This window comes from Achromobacter dolens (assembly GCF_902859745.1).
Classification (GTDB): Bacteria; Pseudomonadota; Gammaproteobacteria; order Burkholderiales; family Burkholderiaceae_B; genus Achromobacter; species Achromobacter dolens.
Genome location: NZ_CADIJW010000018.1, coordinates 77,006 through 97,888 on the forward strand (window position 1 = coordinate 77,006; position 20,883 = coordinate 97,888).

A 20,883-nucleotide genomic window follows, 5' to 3' on the forward strand; every position below is an offset into this window, starting at 1 on the left:
CCATGGCCGATACCCTGGCGAAATACCGCGCCAAGCGCAATTTCAATGTGACGTCGGAGCCGGCCGAAGGCGGCCAGGCCAACGAGGCGGCGCGCGCCTTCGTGATCCAGAAGCACTGGGCCAGCCGCCTGCACTACGACTTCCGGCTGGAACTGGATGGCGCCATGAAGAGCTGGGCCGTGCCCAAGGGACCCAGCTATGACCCGTCGGTCAAGCGCATGGCCGTGCAGGTGGAAGACCATCCCATCGCCTACAACCGCTTCGAGGGCGAGATCCCCAAGGGCCAGTACGGCGCCGGCAAGGTGATCATATGGGATCGCGGCACCTGGTCGCCGGTGGGCGATCCGGCCGAGGGCTACAGGCGCGGCCATCTCAAGTTCGACCTGCATGGCGTCAAGATGCGTGGACGCTGGGCGCTGATCCGCATGAAGGGCCGCGAGTCGGAAAAGCAGCCGCCCTGGCTGCTGGTCAAGGACCGCGACGAACACGCCCGCGCCGAAAGCGAATTCAGCGTGGTGGACGATCGTCGCCGTCGTCGCCGCCGGCGTCGGGCGCCGGGGCATCGGACCTGCCGGGCGAGGCGGCGCCCTTGCCGGAGTTGCTCAAGCCGCAATTGGCCACGCTGGTGGAAGGCGTGCCGCGCCAGGCCGGCGATGACTGGATCTACGAGATGAAGTTCGACGGTTACCGTCTGCTGGCGCGGCTGCAGGAGGGCCAGGTGCGCCTGTACACGCGCAACGGCCATGACTGGGGGCCGAAGCTGCCGCACCTGGTGCGGGCGTTGCAGCGCCTGCCGCTGCCCGACGCCTGGATCGACGGCGAGATCGTGATGCTGGCCGACAACGGCGCGCCCAGCTTCCAGGCGCTGCAGAATGCCTTCGACGGCGAACGCACCGACGGCATCCTGTTCTACGCGTTCGACCTGCCCTACGTCACCGGCCGCGACCTGCGCCAGGAGCCGCTGCGCGTGCGTCGCGCGGTGCTGGCGCGGGTCATGGAGGCCGCCGGCGGCGATCCGCTGCGCTTCAGCGAGGCCTTCGACGCGGCGCCGGCGGACCTGGTGGCCTCGGCCTGCAAGATGGGGCTGGAGGGCATCATCGCCAAGCGCCTGTCCGCGCCCTACGTATCGCGCCGCAGCGATAGCTGGGTCAAGCTCAAGTGCGCCCGCCGGCAGGAATTCGTCATTGCCGGCTATACCGATCCCAAGGGCGCGCGGGTGGGGCTGGGCGCGCTGCTGCTGGCGTACCACGACGAGGACGGCGGGCTGGTCTACGCCGGCAAGGTCGGCACCGGCTTTGACGACATGGGCCTGGCGGCGCTGCAACGCCGCCTGAGCGCCCTGGAAACGGAGCGGCCCGCCGTCAAGGCGGCCGGCGTTGGCCGCGGCGTCCATTGGGTGCGGCCCGAGCTGGTGGCGGAAGTGTCGTTCGGCGAATGGACCGCTGCGGGGCATGTGCGCCACCCGGTCTTCCGCGGCTTGCGCACCGACAAGCCGGCGCGGGCGATCACCAGGGAGACGGCGATGGGGGCCGATACGATGCAGTCCGACGATACGGCCGGCAAGACCGGCAAGGCCAAGACCGGCAAAGCCAAGACCGGCAAGGCCAAGGCGGGCAACGCCCAGACTGGCAAGGCCAAGGCGGGCAAGGCCCAGCCAGGCGCCGGCAAGCTGACCCACCCTGAACGCATCATCGATCCGTCCACGGGGCTGACCAAGCTGGACCTGGCGCGCTACGACGGGCTGGTGGCGCCGCTGCTGCTGCGGCATCTGAAGGACCGGCCCGTTTCCTTTCTGCGCGCCCCGTCCGGCCTGAAGGGCGAGTTCTTTTTCCAGAAGCACCTGGAGGCGCCGATGCCGGGCGTGCGGCCGCTGCCGCAGGAACTGGACCCGGATCATCCGCCCTTGATGGAGGTGCCGACGCCGCAGGCGATCATGTCGGCGGCGCAGATGAACGTAGTCGAGTTCCACACCTGGAACGCGGTGAAAAGCGCGATCGACAAGCCCGACCGCATGTTGTTCGACCTGGACCCGGGCGAAGGCGTGGCCTGGCCGTCGATGCAGCAGGCGGCGCGGCTGGTCCACGTGATGCTGCGCGAAATCGGTTTGCGAAGCTGGCTCAAGACCAGCGGCGGCAAGGGCCTGCACGTGGTGGTGCCGCTGCGCCGGCAATACGACTGGGACACGGTCAAGGCGTTCTCGCAGGCCATCGTCCAGCATCTGGCGCGCACGCTGCCGCAGGTGTTCGTGGCCAAGAGCGGTCCGAAGAACCGCGTCGGCCGGATCTTCGCCGATTACCTGCGCAACGGCTTCGGCGCCACCACGGTGGCGGCCTGGTCGGCGCGTGCGCGGCCGGGGATGGGGGTGTCGGTGCCGCTGGCGTGGGACGAGCTGGACGAGGTCCGGGCCAGCGACCAGTGGACCATCGCCAACATCCATGAGCGCCTGGATGTCGGCGACTCGCCGTGGGACGACTACACCCCGCAAGCGCTGGGCGCGGCCATGAAGGCGATGGACTTCAAGCCGGATTCGGGCGGGTAGGACGCCTCGGCGCCCCGATCCAGCCGTTGACCGGCGCCGGGGCCGGTCAACAGGCGGGGGCTTGGGGCCGGCGGCCTACTCGGCGCCCGCCGGCGCCAGTTCCGCTTCGGCCCGGGCGCGCGTGCCGATGCCGAACACCTGCGCCACGATGCCCATGGCGACGATGACGCCGGCCAGGATCGAGGTGTAGACCACTTCGTTGCGATAGGTGCCTTCGATCACCATGGTGACCAGGGCGGCGATGATGCAGACGATCACCGCATACGTCAGCCACGGGAACAGCCACATCCTGAATTCCAGCCGCACCCCGCGCGCCTGCAGGCGCTGGCGCATGCGCAATTGCGAGAAGGCGATGGCCAGGTAGACGAACAGCGCGATGGTGCCGGTGGCCTGCATCAGCACGTCATAGACGTCCATTTTCGAGGTCGCCATCATCCAGACGGCGGCGAAGGCGAACAGGCTGGAGACGATGACGCCGACATAGGGCGTGCCGGTCTTGCGCCCGGTGATCTGCATGACGCGGTGGGCGTCGCCGCGCCGGGCGAGCGAATAGAGCATGCGCGAGGCGGTGTACAGCGCTGAATTGAAGCAACTGCATACCGAAGTGAGCACGATGAAGTTGACGATCAACTGCGCGTGCGGAATGCCGAGCGCGTCGAGCGCGACGTTGTAGGTGCCCTGGGTCGGCTGCGTCAGCCCGGGCGCGTTGTACGGCACCAGGCAGACCACGATGAAGATCGACCCCACGTAGAACAGGCAGATGCGCCACACCACCGAGCGCGTGGTCTTGATGATCTCGCGTCCCGGGTCGGCCGATTCGGCGGCGGCCACGGTGACGATCTCGGCGCCGATGAAGGCGAACATCACGCCCAGCAGCGCCACCACCACGGACTTGGGGCCGTTGGGCATGAAGCCCTGGCTGGTCAGGTGATCCCAGCCGTTGGCGGCGCCCCATGGCCACAGGTGCGCCAGCGCCAGGCTGCCCATCACCAGGAACAGCACGATGGCCACCACCTTGATGAGCGCGAACCAGAATTCGAATTCGCCGTAGTTGCGCACGTTCAGGAAGTTGACGATCAGCAGCGACACCGTCACCAGCAGCGCATAGCCCCAGGCCGGGACCATCGGGAACCAGCCGTGCAGGATCTGCCCGGCGACGTAGGCTTCCCAGCCCATCAGCAGGGCCCAGAAGTACCAGTAGAGCCAGCCGATGGTAAAGCCCGCCCAGCGCCCGATGGCGCGGTCGGCGTAGGTCGAGAACGAGCCGGTGTCCGGCTGCGCGACCGCCATCTCGCCCAGCATGCGCATGGCCAGGATGACCAGGATGCCGCCGCCGATGTAGGCCAGGATGACGGCGGGGCCGGCCAGGGCGATCTGCTTGCCGGACCCCACGAACAGCGCGGCGCCGATGACGCCGGCGATGGACATCATCGTGAGGTGGCGGGACTTCAGGCCGCCCTTGAGCTCGGTATTGGGGGTGTTCTCCAACTTCTTCTCCTCTCCGGATGCGCGGGGGCCATGGCGTGTTCGCCATCGGAATGGAAAAGAGGCATGTCCCCTGCCGGTTTATCGCTTTTTGCTATTAAGCGTAGGAGCATACGCCCCATGCCGCGAGGGTTGGCGCGCGTGCCATGTCCTGTTGCAAGTGCCAGGTTTTGTTGCGCGCGAGCGAGATAATCAGACTGATAGCAGGCACAACGCCACCGGCACGTCATGCAACAGGTCGGCAACGTTCAGCGCCGCGGCCGGATGCCGGCGGTCGGACAGCACGTCATGCAGCTCGCCTCCCACGCCGGCCGGCAGGATCACATGCGTGTCCGCCCAATAGGCGCGGGCGGTCGCGCCATCGCCGCGCGCATAGCCGGCAATGGCGGTGGCGCAATGATGGGGCGCGAGGACCAGCAGAGCCTGGCCCGCATGGCGGCGCAGGAACGCCAGCAGGCGCGACGCGCGCGGTCCGCGTATCTCGAGGGGCAGCAACACGCCGTCGCGCAGCAGTTCGGGGTGACGGGCGCGCAGCGCCAGCGACCGCTGGATCAGTGCCTGCTTGATCGCGCCGCTGCGCCACGCGGCGGCGCTGGTGTCGAGGGCGCCGTCGCCGGCCGCCTCGGCCAGCAAGGCCGCGCGGCGTGCGTAGTCCACGGGACGGCGGTTGTCGGGATCGACCAGGCTGAAGTCCCACAGTTCGGCGCCCTGGTACAGATCGGGCATGCCCGGCAGGGTATAGCGCAGCAGCGTCTGGGTCAGGCTGTTGACCAGGCCGGCGGGCGCCAGCCGTTCGGCGAAATCCGCGATCTCCCGCAGCAGGCCGCGGCCGCCGGCGGTGTGCGCCAGCGCGTCCAGCGCCTGCCGGGCCGCGTCTTCGTAGGGGATGTCGGGCGCGGTCCAGCGCGTGTGCAGCTTGGCTTCGCGCAGCGCCTTCTGCTGCCATTGCGCCACGCGCTCGATAAGGGCGGCGACAGCGTCGGGGCGGTCGCCAATGTCCTCGGGCGCCAGCTCCAGCGGCCAGGCTCCGACCAGCGTCTGCAGCAGCAGGTAGCGGTCGGCGCGCGACGGCATGCCGTCGCGCGGGGCCAGGCGTTCGATCCAGTCGCTCGCGGCGGCGATCCAGGCCTGCGGGATTTCGCTCAGCGCGGCCAGTCGGCAGCGGCTGTCTTCGCCGCGCTTGTGGTCGTGGGTGGCGGTGGCCAGCATGGCGTCGGGATGGCTGCTGGCGCGCGCGGCGCAGGCGTCGAAAAACGCCTTCGGCGCCAGGGCGAACCGGGTGGGCGATGAACCCACCTCATTGCGCGAGAGCAAAGGGCCATGGCGATAGAACAGCGTGTCTTCCAGGGCCTTGGCGGCCAGGGGCGGGGTGAGTTGCTGGAAGTGGCGCAGCGCCCGCGCCCGCGCGCTGCGCAGGGCGGTGGCGGCGCTTTCCTCCTGGGGCTCGCCGGCCGAGCCGTCCAGCCATTGATCCAGCAGCGCCAGCAGGCGGCCGTCGGCGCTGTCGGCCGGGGCGGGCAGGCTGGCGCGCGCGCCGGCCAGGGCGATCCGCCAATGGTGGCGATCGGTGGCGCCGCGACCGCCATCCTCCGCATAACTGCGATACGCGGGAAACGCCGCCAGCAACGCGCTCAGCACGCGGTCGATGGCGGGCGCGGTCCAGTCGCGGGTGCGCAGGTCGAGCCGGGCGATCCGGGTGAGCGCGCGCACCAGCACCAGCCGCTCGGCGGCGAAGTGGCGCGCCAGCATCAGCTCGCGCGCCCGCAGCAGTTGCGTCGATGGCGGCCGGCGGTCGCCGGTGAGCGTTTGCCAGAAGGCCTCCAGCGGCTCCCGGGCGTCGGCCACGTGCAGCAGCGCGCCGACCTGGTCCATGAAATCGTAGCCGGTGGTGCCATCGACGGGCCAGCGCGGGTCGAGGGGTTCGTCCTGGGCGAGGATTTTCTCCACGATCAGGTAAGGCGCGCCTGACAGGCCGGCCTGCGCGCGCGCCGGCGCGGCCCGGGACAGGGCCGCGCGCAGCCGCCGCAGGTACGCACCCGGCATGGCCAGGCCGTCGACATGGTCGATGCGCAGGCCGTCCAGCACGCCCTCCTGCACCAGCCGCAGGGGCAGGGCATGCACGGCGTCGAACACGATGTCGTCCTCGACCCGCACGCCGACCAGCTCGGTGATCTCGAAGAAGCGCCGCCAGTTGATCTGATCGGGCGCGGTGCGCCACCAGGCCAGGCGGTAATGCTGGCGCTCCAGCAACTGATGCAGCCGGCGCCGGCCCTGGGGCGTGGCGGGCGCATGCGCGGCGCAGGTCCGCGCGGGGGATTGTTCGGATTGCGGGGCCTGCTCCAGCGGGTAGCGCTGGTCGCCGATGGCGATGGCATAGCCTTGTCCGGGGGCGTATGCCAACGTAATGTCGCCGTTCTCGAGGCAGACGCCGTAGGGTTCCGGCAGCACCGGCAGCAGCACCTTGCCGCGCAGGGCCGGATCGGGCGCGCGCCAGTCGATGTCGAAGCAGCGCGAATGCGGACTGCGCTCGCCATGGCGCAATACGTCCGCCCACCAGGCGTTGGCGACGTCGGTCGCCATGTGGTTGGGCACGATGTCGGCGATCAGCCCCATGCCGCGCGCGCGCGCCTGCGCCGCCAGGCGCCGCAGCGCCGCCTCGCCGCCCAGGTCGACGCTGACCCGTCCGTGGTCGATCACGTCGTAGCCATGGGTGGACCCGGCGCGTGCCTGGGTGATGGGCGACAGGTACAGATGGCTGATGCCGAGGCCCGCGAAGTAGGGCAGTTGCGCGCGGGCGTCGTCGAGGGTGAAGCCCGCGTGCAGTTGCAGGCGCAGCGTGGCCCGGGGGCGGCCGGCCCCCGCCGGCAGGACAGGTGCGTGGCTGTTCATGGTTTGCGTCCGCGCAGGGACCGCAGCGGGGCGAGGCGTTCGCGCACCGCCGGGTCCTTCAGGCAATCCGCCGCCGCCAGGGGCTGGCGCTGCCGCCAGTTGGGATGGCGGCTGTCGGCGCCCGGCAGGTTGGGTTGGTCGATCGCGCCGGTGGCATCCTCCAGGGGCACCAGGGCCAGGGGGCACGGCGTGGCCGCGACGAAGGCCAGCAACGAGGCGCTGGGCGCTTGCGCAGGCGCGGGCGTGTCGGGCGGCAGGCGCGCATGGTCGCGCACCGCCTGCCACAGGCATTCGCGGTCCGCTTGGCGCTGCGCGCGCAGGTCGGTTTCGCGCTCGTCGGCGCCGAGCAGGCCAAGCCCGCTGCGCCAGTCGAGATCGCGGCCGCGCCACCAGCCCGCGAGCGTGGGCAGGTCATGGGTGGTCGTCATGGCGGCGGCCGGGGCCGGCCAGGCCTCGGGCGCGACGAAGCCGGCCGCGCGACGCGGGCCGGCCGCATCCCGCATGAACCACAACACGTCCATGCCCAGCAGTCCGTGGTCGCGCAGCGTGTCGTCAAAGCCCTCGGGCACGGTGCCCAGGTTTTCGCCGATCACCAGCGCCTGGTGGCGCCACGCCTCCAGCGCCGTCAGCCGCAGCAGCGTGCGCAGCGGATAGCGCAGGTAGGCGCCGTCGCTGGCCGGCGCGCCCTTCGGGATCAGCCACAGGCGCGCCATGCCCAGGATGTGGTCGATGCGCAGTCCGCCGGCGTGGGCCAGGCCTGCGCGCAGCAACGCGAGGAAGGCGGCATAGCCGGATTGGCGCAGGGCCTGCGGCGACAGCGCCGTCAGGCCCCAGGCCTGCCCCTGCGGATTGTAGATATCGGGCGGCGCACCCACGCCGGCGTGCCGCACCAGGTCGGCCTGGTGGCTCCAGGCATGGCTGCCGGCGGGGCTGGCGCCGATGGCCAGGTCGGCGATCAGGCCCACGCGCATGCCGGCGCGCCTGGCCGTCTGCTGCGCCTGAGACAGGCTGACCGCGGCCAGCCATTGCGCGAAGATGTGGAAGTCCAGTTCGGCCGCCTGCGCCTGGGCGAAATCGCGGACCTCGGCGGAACGGGGATCGCGCAGGCCGTCCGCCCACGCGGTCCAGGCGCGAGGCGCGCCGGGCATGCGGCCCAGGTGTTCGTGCAGCGCTTCGAACAGCGCATGGTCGTGCAGGGACTGTCCGCCGGCCGCGCGGAACGCCTGCAGCGCCTGGCGCTGCTGCGGCGTCGCCGTGCGCTCGAAATCGCGATGCAGTTCGCGCAGCAGCCGCTGGCGGGCGCGGGCGGTCTGCGGCCAGTCGATCAGGTCCTGCTTGTCCAGGGCATGCAGCGCCTGTTGCGCCAGCGGCCCCATCCGCGCCAGCGCCGCGCGCACCGGCCTGTCGCCGAGCACGGCGGCGGGATCGGCATAGAGCGTGTTGAGGAACAGCCGGCTCGAAGGCGAATAGGGACTGTACTGCTCGGGATCCGCGGCGAACATCGCGTGGACCGGACTGATCGCCAGCGCGTCCGCGCCCGCTGCGCCCGCGCTCGCGGCCAGCTCGCGCAGCGCGCCGAAATCGCCATGGCCCTGGGTCGCGTGAACCGGATCGTCGCTGGCGCGTCGCAGGCTGTAGACCTGTACCGCCAGGCCCCAGGCGCGCGGCCGGGGCTCGCCCAGCAATTGGGAGGGCGTGGGGGCGCTGGCCGGCGCCACCGCCAGGAGGGTGGCGCCGGCGCGCAGCGCCAGGGTGTAGTAGCCGGGAACGGTGGGGAGGGCGATCTCCGGCTGGCCGGCGGCGTCCGGGGTGGTTTCCCCGGCCAGCGGCCTGGCGTGCGCGGCGCTGATCTCGTAGCGCCCCGCGCACGAAGGCGGCACCTTCAGCATGCCGCCGGCGATGCCGACCAGCATGGCCGGCAGTTGCGCCGCGCCGCGGGCGCTGGCCAGCCGTTCGTGGCTGTCGCGGATGTCCGCGTCGCTGTCGGCGGGCAGGTCCATCGCGCGCAGCAGGGCGCGCAGCGTGTCGGGCGCGACGACGCGGGCCCGCTGGTGGGCGTCGGTCCAATGTTCCGCCAGGCCGGCGGCCTTGGCCAGCGCGGACAGCGAGGCGGTCATGGCGTGTTCTCCAGCAGGTAGGTCGCGCTGTTGCCGCACACGCTGCCGGTGCGCAGCGCGTTGAACGCGCCGGGCAGCGACTCGAACAACAGGTCGCAGTCCGCCGGGGGCGGCGACAGATCGGGCGGCAGGGATTCAGGCGCGTCGCCCAGGTTGACGTACAGCGAGAGCACCGCGCCATCGCCCAGCCGCCAGCGGGCGAGCGCGGTGGCGGCGCCCAGCGCCAGGGCGCCCAGGCTGACCGCGCCGCGCAGGCGCGGCGCGATGAGCTGCCGCCGCAGGTGCAGCAGCGCCCGGTAATAGGTGCGCCAGGCCTTGCCCTCGTCGCTGTGTTCGGCGGTCCATGGCTGGCTGCGGGCATAGGTGTCGATGGCGCCGGGGTCGGGCACCGCGGCCGCGTCGAGCGAGAGGGCCGGGAACTCGCGGCGCCTGCCCTCGCGCACCGCCCGCGCCAGCGCCGGATCGGCATGGCTGGTGAAGTAGAGGAAGGGCGCGGTGCTGCCGCATTCCTCGCCCATGAAGATCAGGGGGATCTGCGGGGCCAGCAGTTGCAGGGCGACCGCCGCGCGCAGGCGGTCCGGCGATGGCGTCAGGGTGGTCAGGCGTTCGCCCTGGGCGCGGTTGCCGGTCTGGTCGTGGTTCTGCAGGAACAGCACGAAAGCCGTGGGCGGCAGGTGGGCGCTGGGTTCGCCACGCGGGCGGCCGCCGCGATGGGCCGAGGGCTGGCCCTGGTACAGCCAGCCTTGCTCCAGGCATTGGGCCAGCGCCTGGGCCGGATAGCGCGTGTAATCGGCGTAGTAGCCATGCGATTCGCCGGTCAGCAGGTGGTGCAGCACGTGGTGCGCGTCGTCGTTCCATTGCGCGTCGTAACCGGCGCCGAGCAGCGACGCGCGGTTGTCGTCGTTCTCCAGCACCAGGTGCAGGTGGCGTTGCGGCAACTGGCCGCGCAGGTGGCGCGCCAATTCCTCCAGCCAGTCCTGGTCGATGATGGCATGCACGGCGTCAAGCCGCAGGCCGTCGAAACGGTATTCGATGAGCCAATGAAGCGCGCTTTCCTCGAAATAGCGGCGCACGGCGGCCTGGCGCAGATCGATGGCCGCGCCCCACGGCGTGGGCACGTCGTCGCGGAAGAACGGCGCGGCGTATTGCGACAGGAAATTGCCATCAGGGCCGAAATGGTTGTAGACCACGTCCAGCATCACGCCCATGCCCAGGCCGTGGGCGGTATCGATGAGGTCCTTCAGTTCCTCGGGCGTGCCGTAGGCGGTGTCGGGCGCGTACGGCAGCACGCCGTCGTAGCCCCAGTTGCGCGGCCCGGGGAAATCGGCCAGCGGCATCAGTTCGAGCAACGTGACGCCAAGGTCGGCGAGGGCGGGCAGGCGTTGCCGCAGGCCGGCATAGCCGCCTGCCAGGCCCACGTGCACTTCGTACAGCACGGTCTCCTCCCATGGCCGGCCGCGCCATCCCGGATGCCGCCATGGGTAGGTGTCGAGGCCGGTGACCACGCTGGCCTCACGCACGTCGCCGGCCTGCAGGCGCGAGGCGGGATCGGGCACCACCAGCGCGTCGCCGATGCGGTAGCGGTAGCGCGTGCCCGGGCCGCAATCCACATCCACCTGCGCGTACCCCTGCGCGTCGCGCCGCAGCGCGATGGGATCGCGGCCCTCGATCAGCAGGGCCAGCCCGGGGGGCGCGGAAGGCGCCCACAGGCGAAAGCGCGTGCGGCCATCGGGCAGCGGCAGGGCGCCGAAGGAAAATGGTTCGGGCCATGCGGTCATTGCGCCTGCTCCGGAATGTGGGCGGCCGCCAGCAGCACCAGGCTCTGCGCCGGCACCACGAGTTCTCCCTGATTGACGGGCGCCGCGGCGGTCGGCGCGGAGGAATCCAGCTCGCGGATCCAGGCCAGCGCCGGCGCTGGCAGCGTGAAGGCGGCCGGCTCGGCGCCGGGATTGAGCAGCAGCAGCGTGATGTCGGCGCTGCCGTCGTCACGCAGCGCGGCGCGGCGCAGGGCGAGGGACTTGGCGGTGACATCTTCCCAGGAGGCCGGTTCGATGGGGCGGCCGTCGGGGTTGAACCAGGCGATGGCGGCCACGCCGGGGCAGACTTCGCGGGCGGCGTCGCCATAGCGCGCGGCCCGCAGGGAAGGATGACCGCGCCGCAAGGCCAGCGCGCGCGCCACCGCCTGGCTCAGCGCGCGGCCTTCATCGCTCTGGGCCTGGGTCCAGTCGAGCCAGGACAGGGGATTGTCCTGGCAGTAGGCGTTGTTATTGCCGTCCTGGGTGTTGCCGAATTCATCCCCGGCCAGCAGCATGGGCGTGCCATCCGACAGGCACAGCGTGGCCAGCAGCGCCCGCTGCACCCGGTCGCGCCGTTCCAGCACCGCCTCGTCCTGGCTGGGACCTTCCTCGCCCCAATTGCTGCTGTAGTTCTCGGGATGGCCGTCGTCGCCGTTCTCGCCATTGGCCTCGTTGTGGCGGCCGTCGTAGCTGACGACGTCGCGCACGGTGAAGCCATCGTGCGAGGCGACGAAGTTGACGCTGGCCCAGGGGCGCCGGTGGCGGCGGTCGAAGACGTCGCGCGAGCCGGTCAGCCGCGCCGCCATGTCGCCGCGCTGCCCCTCGTCGCCGCGCCAGTAGCGCCGCGTCGTGTCGCGGTAGCGGTCGTTCCACTCGGCGAAGCCGGGCGGGTGGTTGCCGAGCTGGTAGCCGTCCGGGCCGATGTCCCACGGTTCGGAAATGAGCTTGATCCCCGCCAGTTCCGGGTCCTGCAGCACGGCGTCGAAAAAGCCCGACCCCGGATCGAAGCCGGTGCCTTCGCGCCCCAGCGTGACCCCCAGGTCGAAGCGGAAGCCATCCACGCCATAGGACCGCACCCAGTGGCGCAGTGAATCGGTCACCATCTGCAGCACTCGCGGATGGGACAGGTTGACCGTGTTGCCGCAGCCGGTGTCGTTGATGTAGTGGCGCTCCTCGCCCGGCACCAGGCGGTAGTAGCTGGCATTGTCCAGCCCGCGCCAGGACAGCGTCGGCCCCAGTTCGTTGCCTTCGCAGGTGTGGTTGTAGACCACGTCGAGGATGACCTCCAGGCCGGCAGCGTGCAGGCGGCGAATGGCCTGGCGCAGGTCGTTGGGGCCGTGCTGCAGGTACGACGGTTCGGGCGCGAAGAACGACAGCGTGTTGTAGCCCCAGTAGTTGCGCAGCCCGCGCTCGAGCAGGAAGCGGTCCTGCAGGAAGGCGTGCACCGGCAGCAGTTCGATCGCGGTCACGCCCAGCCGTTGCAGGTGCTCGATGAAGCGCGGATCGGCCAGCGCCGCGCTGGTGCCCCGCAGCGGTTGACGCAGGTCTTCGCGCTGCATCGAGGCGCCGCGCAGGTGCATCTCGTAGATGACGCTGTCGGCCCAGGCGGTGCGCGGCGGCTTGCTGTTGCCCCAGTTGAACGGCAGATCCTCCACCACGATCGCCTTGGGCATGGCGGGAGCGCTGTCGCGCCGGTCCATCGCCAGGTCGGCGCGGGCGTGGTTGAGGCGGTATCCAAACAGCGCATCGCTCCAGTTGACAGGGCCGGTGAGCTGGCGCGCGTAGGGGTCCAGCAGCAGCTTGTGCGGGTTGAAGCGGTGGCCGTTGCGCGGGTCGTACGGGCCATGGGCGCGCAAGCCGTAGACCAGGCCCGGCTGGGCATCGGGCAGGTAGCCGTGCCAGATCTCGTCGGTGCATTCCGGCAGATCGAAACGGCGCAGTTCCTTGCGGCCGCGGGCATCGAACAGGCAGACCTCGATGCGGGTGGCGTTGGCCGAGAACACGGCGAAGTTCACGCCCAGGCCGTCGCTGACGGCCCCCAGCGGATAGGGGTGGCCGGCGGTCATGCGGGTCAACAGGGAGGGATCCATGGTCATTCGCCTTCATGCCTGAAGTAGAGGGTGGACAGGGCCGGCAGCGCCAGGGCCAGCGATTGGGCATGGCCGTGCGCCGGCTCCGGCGCGGTGCGCGCCAGCCCAAGGTTGCCGCCGCCGGCGCCGCCATAGGCGCCGGCATCGGTATTGAGGACTTCGGCCCAGCGGCCGGGCAGCGGCACGCCGACGCGGTAGCCGTCCCGGGCCACCGGCGTGAAGTTGCTGATCGCCAGCATTTGCGCCGCGCCATCGGTGCGCAGGAAGGCGACCACGCTGTTGTCGGCGTCATCCAGCACCACCCAGGCGAATCCGGCGGGGTCGGCGTCAAGCGCGTGCAGCGCGGGCTGGTCGCGGTACAGCCGGTTCAGGTCGCCGACCAGCCGCTGCACGCCCCTGCGAGGCGGATCGTCCAGGAGGTTCCAATCCAGCGGCGCATCGTGGTTCCATTCGTCGGGCTGGGCGATCTCGCCGCCCATGAACAGCAGCTTCTTGCCCGGATGGGCCCACATGTAGCCCAGGTAGGCGCGCAGGTTGGCCAGGCGTGCGGCGGCGTCGCCGGGCATCTTGTTCAGCAGCGAGCCCTTGCCGTGCACCACCTCGTCGTGCGACAGCGGCAGGACGTAGCGTTCGGCATAGGCGTAGACCATGCTGAAAGTCAGCTCGCCGTGGTGGTGCTTGCGGTGCACCGGGTCTTCGCGCAGGTAGCGCAGGGTGTCATGCATCCAGCCCATGTTCCACTTGTAGTGAAAGCCCAGGCCGCCCTCGGCCACCGGGGCGGTCACGCCGGGCCAGGCGGTGGACTCCTCGGCGACCATGATCGCGTCGGGCACCTCGTGGCGCACCGCCTGGTTCAGCGCGCGCAGGAAATCGACGGCCTCCAGGTTCTCGCGGCCGCCGTGGCGGTTGGGAATCCATTCGCCGGGCCGCCGGCTGTAGTCGCGGTACAGCATGGACGCCACCGCGTCCACGCGCAGGCCATCGACGTGGAAGCGTTGCAGCCAGTGCAGGGCGCTGGCGATCATGAATCCCCGCACTTCGGTGCGTCCCAGGTTGTAGACCAGCGTGTGCCAGTCGGGGTGGTAGCCCTCGCGCGGGTCGTCGTATTCGTAAAGCGCCGTGCCGTCAAAGCGCGCCAGGCCATGGGCGTCATCGGGAAAGTGCGCGGGCACCCAGTCCAGGATGACGCCGACGCCGGCGGCGTGGCAGCGGTCGACGAAGTGCGCGAAGGCCGCCGGCGGACCGAAGCGCGCGCTGGGCGCGAACAAGCCCAGCGGCTGGTAGCCCCACGAGCCGCCGAACGGATGTTCCATGATCGGCATCAGTTCGATATGTGAAAACCCCATCGACGCGGCGTAGGCCGGCAGCTTGTCGGCCAATTGCCGCCAGGCGCAGGCATCGTCGCCGGTGGACAGCCATGAGCCCGCGTGGACTTCATAGATCGCGATGGGCGCGTCCGCGCCATGGCGGTTCCCGCGGCCGCGCATCCAGTCGCCGTCCGTCCACGGATAGGGCGCCGCGTCGTCCACCACCGAGGCGGTTGCCGGCGGCAGTTCGGCGCGGCGCGCGTGCGGGTCGGCCTTGAAACGGATCGCGCCGGTCGCGTCGGTGACGGCGAACTTGTAGGCCGAGCCCGCCGCGACGTCGGGCACGAACAGCTCCCAGACGCCGGCCTCGTGCCGCAGCCGCATGCCGTGGCGGCGGGGATCCCAGCTATTGAAGTCGCCGACCAGCGCCACGCGGCGCGCGTTCGGCGCCCAGACGGCGCAGCGCAGCCCGGCGACGCCATCGACCGTGGCGGGCCGCGCGCCGAGCCAGTCCAGGGCGGCCCGCCAGTCGCCGGCCGCCAACCCGCGCAAGGCGTCGGCCGGCAGCAATGGGCCGAATGCATATGGGTCGGCGGTGCGCTGCAACGCCTGCGGCCATTCGATCTCCAGCCGGTACGAGGCAGGCTCGCCGGCGCGGGCGCAGTCCGCGGGGCCGCTGAACAGGCCGTCGCCGTCATCGGCCAGCGGGTGGCGCGCCTCATCGGCGCCGATCACGGTGACCGACCGCGCGTCGGGCGCCAGCACCCGCACGTGGCCGTCATGCGGGCCCAGCACGGCGAAGGGGTCGCCATGCAGGCCGGCGACCAGGGCGGTGCGCTGCGCCGCGTCCAGAGGGGGCGCCAGGGAAGGCGCGGCCGGCGGCGGACGGCCGTTCGCGCCGGCGGCGCCGCGGGAAGAGGCGTGGCGTCGGTTCATGAGGTCGGATCCTCGGCATCGATGGCCGCGTTCTGCAGCAGGGTGTGCGCCAGGGCGCCCAGCGCGCACAGGGGAATGGACAGCCAATCGGGCCGGTGGCCGGCCTCGTAGGCGATTTCGTAGGCGGCCTTTTCGAGCTGCGCCAATTGCAGCAGGGTGCGCCATCGCGGGGCGTTGGCCACGGCGGCTTCCTCGTAGCCCTGCAGGAAGGCTTCGGTGGCGCGGGCGCGAAAGCGCGCCAGCAGCGCATCGCGCAATTGCCCCGGCGAGTTCGACGCGGCCGCATTCTCCACCGGCGCGGCATTGGCGTCGGCCGGCGCGCCGCCCAGGGGATCCTGGCGCGCCACGGCGGCCGCGGCATAGTCGAACGAGCGCAGCATGCCGGCCACATCCTTGGCGGGCGAAGCCAATTGCCGGCGCAACGCCAGCGGTTGATCGGGTTCGCCCTCGAAATCGATCAGGTAGGCGTCGGTCTGCGCCACCAGGATCTGGCCCAGGTGCAGGTCGCCGTGGACGCGGATCAGCGGGCTGCCGGCGAGCGCCTGGGCCATGCTTTCGACCCGCGCCGCCAGGCGTTCGTGGTGTTCGAACAGCCATTGGGCGCAAGCGCGTGAGGGGGGCTCCAGCGCGTCCAGGCGCGCGCGCAGCGCCTGCGCGGCGCGGTCCAGTTGCGCGTTGACCTGGGCCGCGAGCGCGTCGCCCGCCTCGCGCGACGCCACCGCGGGCGCGAAGGCCGGATCGTCGCTGGGCCGCGACAGGGCCTGGTGCAATTGCGCCACGCGCCGGCCCATGGTGTTGGCCAGGGTGGCATAGCCTTCCAGGCTGGCCTCGAATTCCTCGGGGCTGTCGCCCCCCAGCAGCGCGGTGCCGAGGGCGCGCTTGAGGAAATCGAGTGTCCAGGTCCAGGCGTCGCCTTCGTTGGGAATGTAGGCATACAGCACGGCCAGCGTGCACGGCGTGTCCTCGGCATCGATCCGCCGGACTTCGCCCAGCAGGGCGGGCATGTTGGCGTAGCCGGCGCGCGTCAGGTGGCGGCTCATTTCCACTTCGGCCGACAGGCCGGGCTGGACATTGCGCAGCAGTTTCAGGATGGCCTGCCCGCCGATCACCACCGAACTGTTGGATTGTTCGCCGCTGATCCATTGCAGCGCCGGTTCGCCGCCGAGGTCGAGCGTCGCCAGGCCGGGCTCGGGCAGGCAGCGGATGACGCCGGGGCGCTCGCCCGGCTTGCCGCCCTGGCGGCCGTCCCATTCCCGGGCGGCGCGCAGGGCCGCGACGATCCCCAGCACGAAGCCGGGCTGCAGGAACGCGTCGGCAAGGATGCCGACCTCCGGTCCGCGCCGCACCCGCGCGATCGGATACTGGATCTGCGCGGTTTCGTCCCATACCAGTGCGAAGGGCACCTGCACCCGTTGCGTGGCGGGGGCATCGGCCGGCTCGGCCTCGGCCCAGTAGTACTCCGCGCCATCGGCGCCGAACGGCGTGGCATAGGCCAACTGTGCGCGCGGCGGCGCGGCGCTGCCGGGGAACCAGCGCTGGCGCGCCAGGTATTCGGGCAGGACTTCGGTTTCGAGCGCGAGACGCGAGGCGTCGGTCAGCACCGCGTTGGCGTGGCCGCGCAGGACCAGCGTAACCAGTTCCGGCATGCGTTCCGGCGGACTGGCATGCCAGCCCGGCGGCGCCGCGTTGGCGCTCAGGTCCATCCAGTAAAAGCCGTAAGGCGGCAGCGTCAACAGGTACGGCAGTTCGCCGATCGCGGGAAACGGCGTGCCGCCCAGCATTTCGACCGGCACCCGGCCATTGAAGGCCTGCAGCGGCAGCTCGACCGGCTGGGCGGCGTTGGACAGGTTGGCCACGCACAGGATGGTGGTGTCGCGCCACTGCCGCAGGTAGGCCAGGATCTTGCGGTTGCCGGCCTGGATGAAACGCAGCGTGCCGCGCCCGAAGGCGTGGGTCTGGCGGCGCTGCGCCAGCATGCGGCGGGTCCAGTTCAGCAGCGAATGCGGATCGCGCTGCTGGGCCTCGACATTCACGGCTTCATAGCCGTACAGCGGTCCCATCAGCACCGGCAGCGGCAGCCGTTCGGGGTCGGCGCGCGAGAAGCCGCCGTTGCGGTCGGGCGACCACTGCATCGGCGTGCGCACGCCGTCGCGGTCGCCCAGGTGCACGTTGTCGCCCATGCCCAGTTCGTCGCCGTAATACAGCACCGGCGTGCCGGGCATCGACAAGAGCAGGCTGTTCATCAGTTCGACCCGGCGCCTGTCGCGTTCCAGCAGCGGCGCCAGCCGCCGTCGGATGCCCAGGTTGATGCGGGCGCGCGGATCGGCCGCGTAGACGCTCCAGAGATAGTCGCGCTCGCGGCTGGTGACCATCTCCAGCGTCAGTTCGTCGTGGTTGCGCAGGAAAATGGCCCACTGGCAGGTGGCGGGGATGTCCGGCGTCTGGCGGATGATGTCGGTGATGGGAAAGCGGTCTTCCTGCGCGATGGCCATGTACATGCGCGGCATCAGCGGGAAGTGGAACGACATATGGCATTCGTCGCCATTGCCGAAGTATTCCTGCGCGTCCTCGGGCCACTGGTTGGCCTCGGCCAGCAGCAGGCGCCCGGGATATTCGCTATCGATCACGGCGCGGATGCGCTTGAGCACCTGGTGGGTCTCGGGCAGGTTCTCGTTGTTGGTGCCCTCGCGCTCGACCAGGTAGGGCACCGCGTCCAGCCGCAGGCCGTCCACGCCCATGTCCAGCCAATGGCGCATCACCGCCAGCACTTCCTTGAGCACCTGCGGGTTGTCGTAGTTCAGGTCGGGCTGGTGCGAGTAGAAGCGGTGCCAGAAGTAGGCGTTGGCCACCGGGTCCCAGGTCCAGTTGGATTTTTCGGTGTCGCAGAAGATGACGCGGGTGCCGGCATAGGCCTTGTCGTTGTCCGACCACACGTAGAAGTTGCGCGCGGCCGAACCGGGCCGCGAACTGCGGGCGCGCTGGAACCACGGATGCTGGTCGGACGTGTGGTTGACCACCAGTTCCGTGATCACCCGCAGGCCGCGCGCGTGCGCCGCCCGGATCAGCCGGCGCACGTCGGCCACGGTGCCGTAGTCCGGGTGCACGCCGCGATAGTCGGCGATGTCATAGCCGTCGTCGCGCCGCGGCGAGGGGTAGAACGGCAGCAGCCAGATCGTGTCCACGCCAAGGTTGGCGATGTAGTCCAGCTTGGAGATCAGCCCCGGCAGGTCGCCGACGCCATCGTCGTTGGAGTCGAAGAACGACTTCACGTGCAGTTGGTAGACGACCGCGTCCTTGTACCAGAGGCCGTCGTCCTGGGGCGGGGTATCGCTGTTCATGGTTGCGGGCTCCATGGCGGCGTCAACCATGACGCGACAGCCGCCAGATGCGATAGGGTTGTTCGGGAGACAGCGCCACTTCGCGGGCGCCGCCCCGCCAGGTTTCGCGCCGTTCGGCCAGCAGGTCCTCGGCCACCATCTCGGCGGCCCACGGCGGGCAGAAGAGCGCGTAGGGCGGTTCGATGCGGGCCGTCTGGGCGTGGAACGGGTCCAGGCTGATCGCCGCCAGGATCACGTTGCCCTGTCCGGGCGTGGCCTTGGCGAACGCGATGACGCGCGCATTGCCGCTGGCGGCCAGCGTCAGGCCGCGGTGGCTCTGCAGGGCGGGGTTGGCGCGGCGAAGCTGGTTCAGGCGGGCGATGTCGGCGCGGATGTTGCCGGGTTGGCGCCAGTCGCGCGGGCGCAGTTCGTACTTCTCGGAGTCCAGGTATTCCTCCTTGCCCGGCACTGGCGCGGCCTCGCACAGTTCGAAGCCGCTGTAGACGCCCCACAGCCCCGAGCCCAGCGCGGCGAGCGCCGCGCGGATCAGGAAGCCGGGACGGCCCGAGGTCTGCAGGAACAGGGGGTTGATATCGGGCGTGTTGACGAAGAAATGCGGCCGGAAGAAATCCGCCGCCGGCGGCTGCGAGATCTCGCGCAGGTAGTCTTCCAGCTCGGCCTTGTCGTTGCGCCAGGTGAAGTAGGTGTATGACTGCGTGAATCCCACCTTCGCCAGCCGGTACATCATCTTGGGGCGGGTGAAGGCTTCGGACAGGAACAGCACGTCGGGATGGCGCGCGTGGATTTCGGCGATCAGCCACTGCCAGAACGGCAGCGGCTTGGTGTGCGGGTTGTCGACGCGGAACGTGCGCACGCCCTGTTCCGCCCAGAACAGCACGATGTCGCGCAGGGCGCGCCACAGCCCGAGCTTGCGCGCGCGCTTGGGCGCGGGGCCGTAGAACGACACGTTGACGATGTCCTGGTATTTCTTGGGCGGATTCTCGGCGTAGCGCAGCGATCCGTCGGGCCGCCACGAAAACCAGTCCGGGTGCTGCGCCAGCCAGGGGTGATCGGGCGAGCACTGAATGGCGAAGTCCAGGGCCATTTCCAGGCCGTGGGCGCGCGCCGCGTGTACCAGCCGCAGGAAATCCTCCAGCGTGCCCAGTTGCGGTTCGATGGCGTCGTGGCCGCCGGCGGCCGATCCGATCGCGTAGGGGCTGCCCACGTCGTCCGGCCCGGCCTGCAAACTGTTGTTGCGGCCCTTGCGGTTGGACCGGCCGATGGGGTGGATCGGCGGCAGGTACAGCACGTCGAAGCCCATTTCGCGGATGTCGGGCAGGCGCGCGATCACGTCGTCGAACGTGCCGTGGCGGCCCGCCTCGGTCGCCTGGGAGCGCGGAAACAATTCATACCAGGCGGCGTGGACCGCGCGCGGCCGGTCGACCCAGATGGGATGGGGGGCGGACAGCGACTCGAACGGATGGCTGTCCAGGCCGCGCATGGCCTGCGCCAGCGCCGGGCTGAGCAGCAGCGCAATCTGCTCGGCGTCGGGCTCGTCGCCCTCGCGCCGCGCGGCGCAGGTCTTGATGGCGCGCTTGAGCAGGCCGGCGCCGGCGCCGGACGCGCCGCCCATGCTGGCGCGCTGGTCCGCCTCGCGCAGTAATTGCAGCCCTTCCTCGCGCTCGAGCCGCAGGCTGGCGCCGGCAGCGTGCTTGACCTCGAACTCGTGCTGGAAGGTGGCCCAACTGTCGTACCAGGCGACGATCTGGAAGGTGTGCGGGCCGATCCGGCTCGGGCGGAAGGCGGCCTGCCAGCGGTCGTTGCCGGCCGGAACCATCGGCACGCTGCGCCAGCCGGGTTCGTCGTCGGCGCGCCAGCGAAGTTCGGCGGCGAGCTGGTCGTGGCCGTCCATGAAGATGTCCGCCCGCACCTCGATCTGTTCGTGGACGCTGCATTTGACCGGAAAGCCGCCGCCGTCGACGGCGGGCGCGACCTGCTCGATGGCGATGCGCGCCTGGGCGCCTTCGGCGCGCGCCGGGGCCGCCATCCGTGGCGCCGCGCATATCGGCGGGGCGGGGGACAGCAGATAACGGGCATGGCCTGCGGGCGCCAGGATGCCGTCGGCTGGCGCGCCGTCCTGGGGGGAGAGCTCGCCGGGCGGCAGCAGGCCGGCGGCCAGGTCCCGGTCCAGGCGCGCGGGGGCCTGGTCGTCGGGATTGAGCGCGAGCAGATCCGCGCCCTCGGCGGCCGTCTCGCGCAGCACCAGGGTGGCGCCGCCGTCGCGGCCCACCACGATCCGGGGCGGGGCGGTGGCATGGGCCTGCCGCAACCAGGCATTGATTTGGGGGGCGCCGCCGGCCTCGCCGATGTCGTCGGCGAGCCAGCCGCAGCCGCTCAGGGCCGCGGT

8 protein-coding genes and 1 pseudogene are annotated in these 20,883 nt (G+C 70.8%); 1 reads left to right on the forward strand and 8 read right to left on the reverse strand.

Annotated elements, in window-relative coordinates; genetic code table 11:
* Positions 1 to 2 precede the first annotated feature (2 nt).
* Positions 3 to 2,539 (forward strand): annotated as a pseudogene (gene ligD / locus HV783_RS15150) (DNA ligase D).
* A 75-nt stretch (positions 2,540 to 2,614) separates the two neighbouring features.
* Here the strand turns inward: ligD and HV783_RS15155 are convergent.
* The 8 genes from HV783_RS15155 to HV783_RS15190 all read right to left on the reverse strand — a co-directional run.
* Positions 2,615 to 3,970 carry an amino acid permease gene (locus tag HV783_RS15155; protein WP_240317308.1) on the reverse strand — a complete coding sequence of 452 codons (1,356 nt, stop codon included), beginning with the start codon at positions 3,968 to 3,970 and terminating at the stop codon, positions 2,615 to 2,617.
* Between the two features lie 246 nt (positions 3,971 to 4,216).
* Positions 4,217 to 6,913, reverse strand: a complete 2,697-nt coding sequence (gene treY, locus HV783_RS15160) for a malto-oligosyltrehalose synthase (protein ID WP_175189410.1) — start codon at positions 6,911 to 6,913, stop codon at positions 4,217 to 4,219.
* Positions 6,910 to 9,030: a 4-alpha-glucanotransferase gene (gene malQ, locus HV783_RS15165; RefSeq protein WP_054502979.1), complete on the reverse strand. Its 2,121-nt coding sequence runs from the start codon at positions 9,028 to 9,030 to the stop codon at positions 6,910 to 6,912. The genes treY and malQ overlap by 4 nt, the downstream gene beginning before the upstream one ends.
* Positions 9,027 to 10,808, reverse strand: a complete 1,782-nt coding sequence (gene treZ / locus HV783_RS15170) for a malto-oligosyltrehalose trehalohydrolase (protein WP_175189411.1) — start codon at positions 10,806 to 10,808, stop codon at positions 9,027 to 9,029. Before treZ ends, malQ begins: the two co-directional genes overlap by 4 nt.
* On the reverse strand, positions 10,805 to 12,916 hold the full coding sequence (glgX, locus tag HV783_RS15175) for a glycogen debranching protein GlgX (protein ID WP_175189412.1): 2,112 nt from the start codon (positions 12,914 to 12,916) through the stop codon (positions 10,805 to 10,807). The genes treZ and glgX overlap by 4 nt, the downstream gene beginning before the upstream one ends.
* A 2-nt stretch (positions 12,917 to 12,918) precedes the next feature.
* Positions 12,919 to 15,159, reverse strand: a complete 2,241-nt coding sequence (gene glgB / locus HV783_RS15180) for a 1,4-alpha-glucan branching protein GlgB (protein ID WP_254603910.1) — start codon at positions 15,157 to 15,159, stop codon at positions 12,919 to 12,921.
* Positions 15,156 to 18,497: a maltose alpha-D-glucosyltransferase gene (gene treS, locus HV783_RS15185; RefSeq protein ID WP_175189413.1), complete on the reverse strand. Its 3,342-nt coding sequence runs from the start codon at positions 18,495 to 18,497 to the stop codon at positions 15,156 to 15,158. The genes glgB and treS overlap by 4 nt, the downstream gene beginning before the upstream one ends.
* Positions 18,498 to 18,519: 22 nt before the next feature.
* Positions 18,520 to 20,883, reverse strand: a 2,364-nt coding sequence (locus HV783_RS15190; RefSeq protein WP_175189414.1) for an alpha-1,4-glucan--maltose-1-phosphate maltosyltransferase, incomplete at its 5' end; no start/stop codon positions are given.

Coding starts and splice junctions, on each gene's coding strand:
- HV783_RS15155 (WP_240317308.1), bottom strand. CDS start 3,970: ATGATGTCCATCGCCGGCGTCATCGGCGCCGCGCTGTTCGTGGGGTCC.
- treY (WP_175189410.1), bottom strand. CDS start 6,913: ATGAACAGCCACGCACCTGTCCTGCCGGCGGGGGCCGGCCGCCCCCGG.
- malQ (WP_054502979.1), bottom strand. CDS start 9,030: ATGACCGCCTCGCTGTCCGCGCTGGCCAAGGCCGCCGGCCTGGCGGAA.
- treZ (WP_175189411.1), bottom strand. CDS start 10,808: ATGACCGCATGGCCCGAACCATTTTCCTTCGGCGCCCTGCCGCTGCCC.
- glgX (WP_175189412.1), bottom strand. CDS start 12,916: ATGGATCCCTCCCTGTTGACCCGCATGACCGCCGGCCACCCCTATCCG.
- glgB (WP_254603910.1), bottom strand. CDS start 15,159: ATGAACCGACGCCACGCCTCTTCCCGCGGCGCCGCCGGCGCGAACGGC.
- treS (WP_175189413.1), bottom strand. CDS start 18,497: ATGAACAGCGATACCCCGCCCCAGGACGACGGCCTCTGGTACAAGGAC.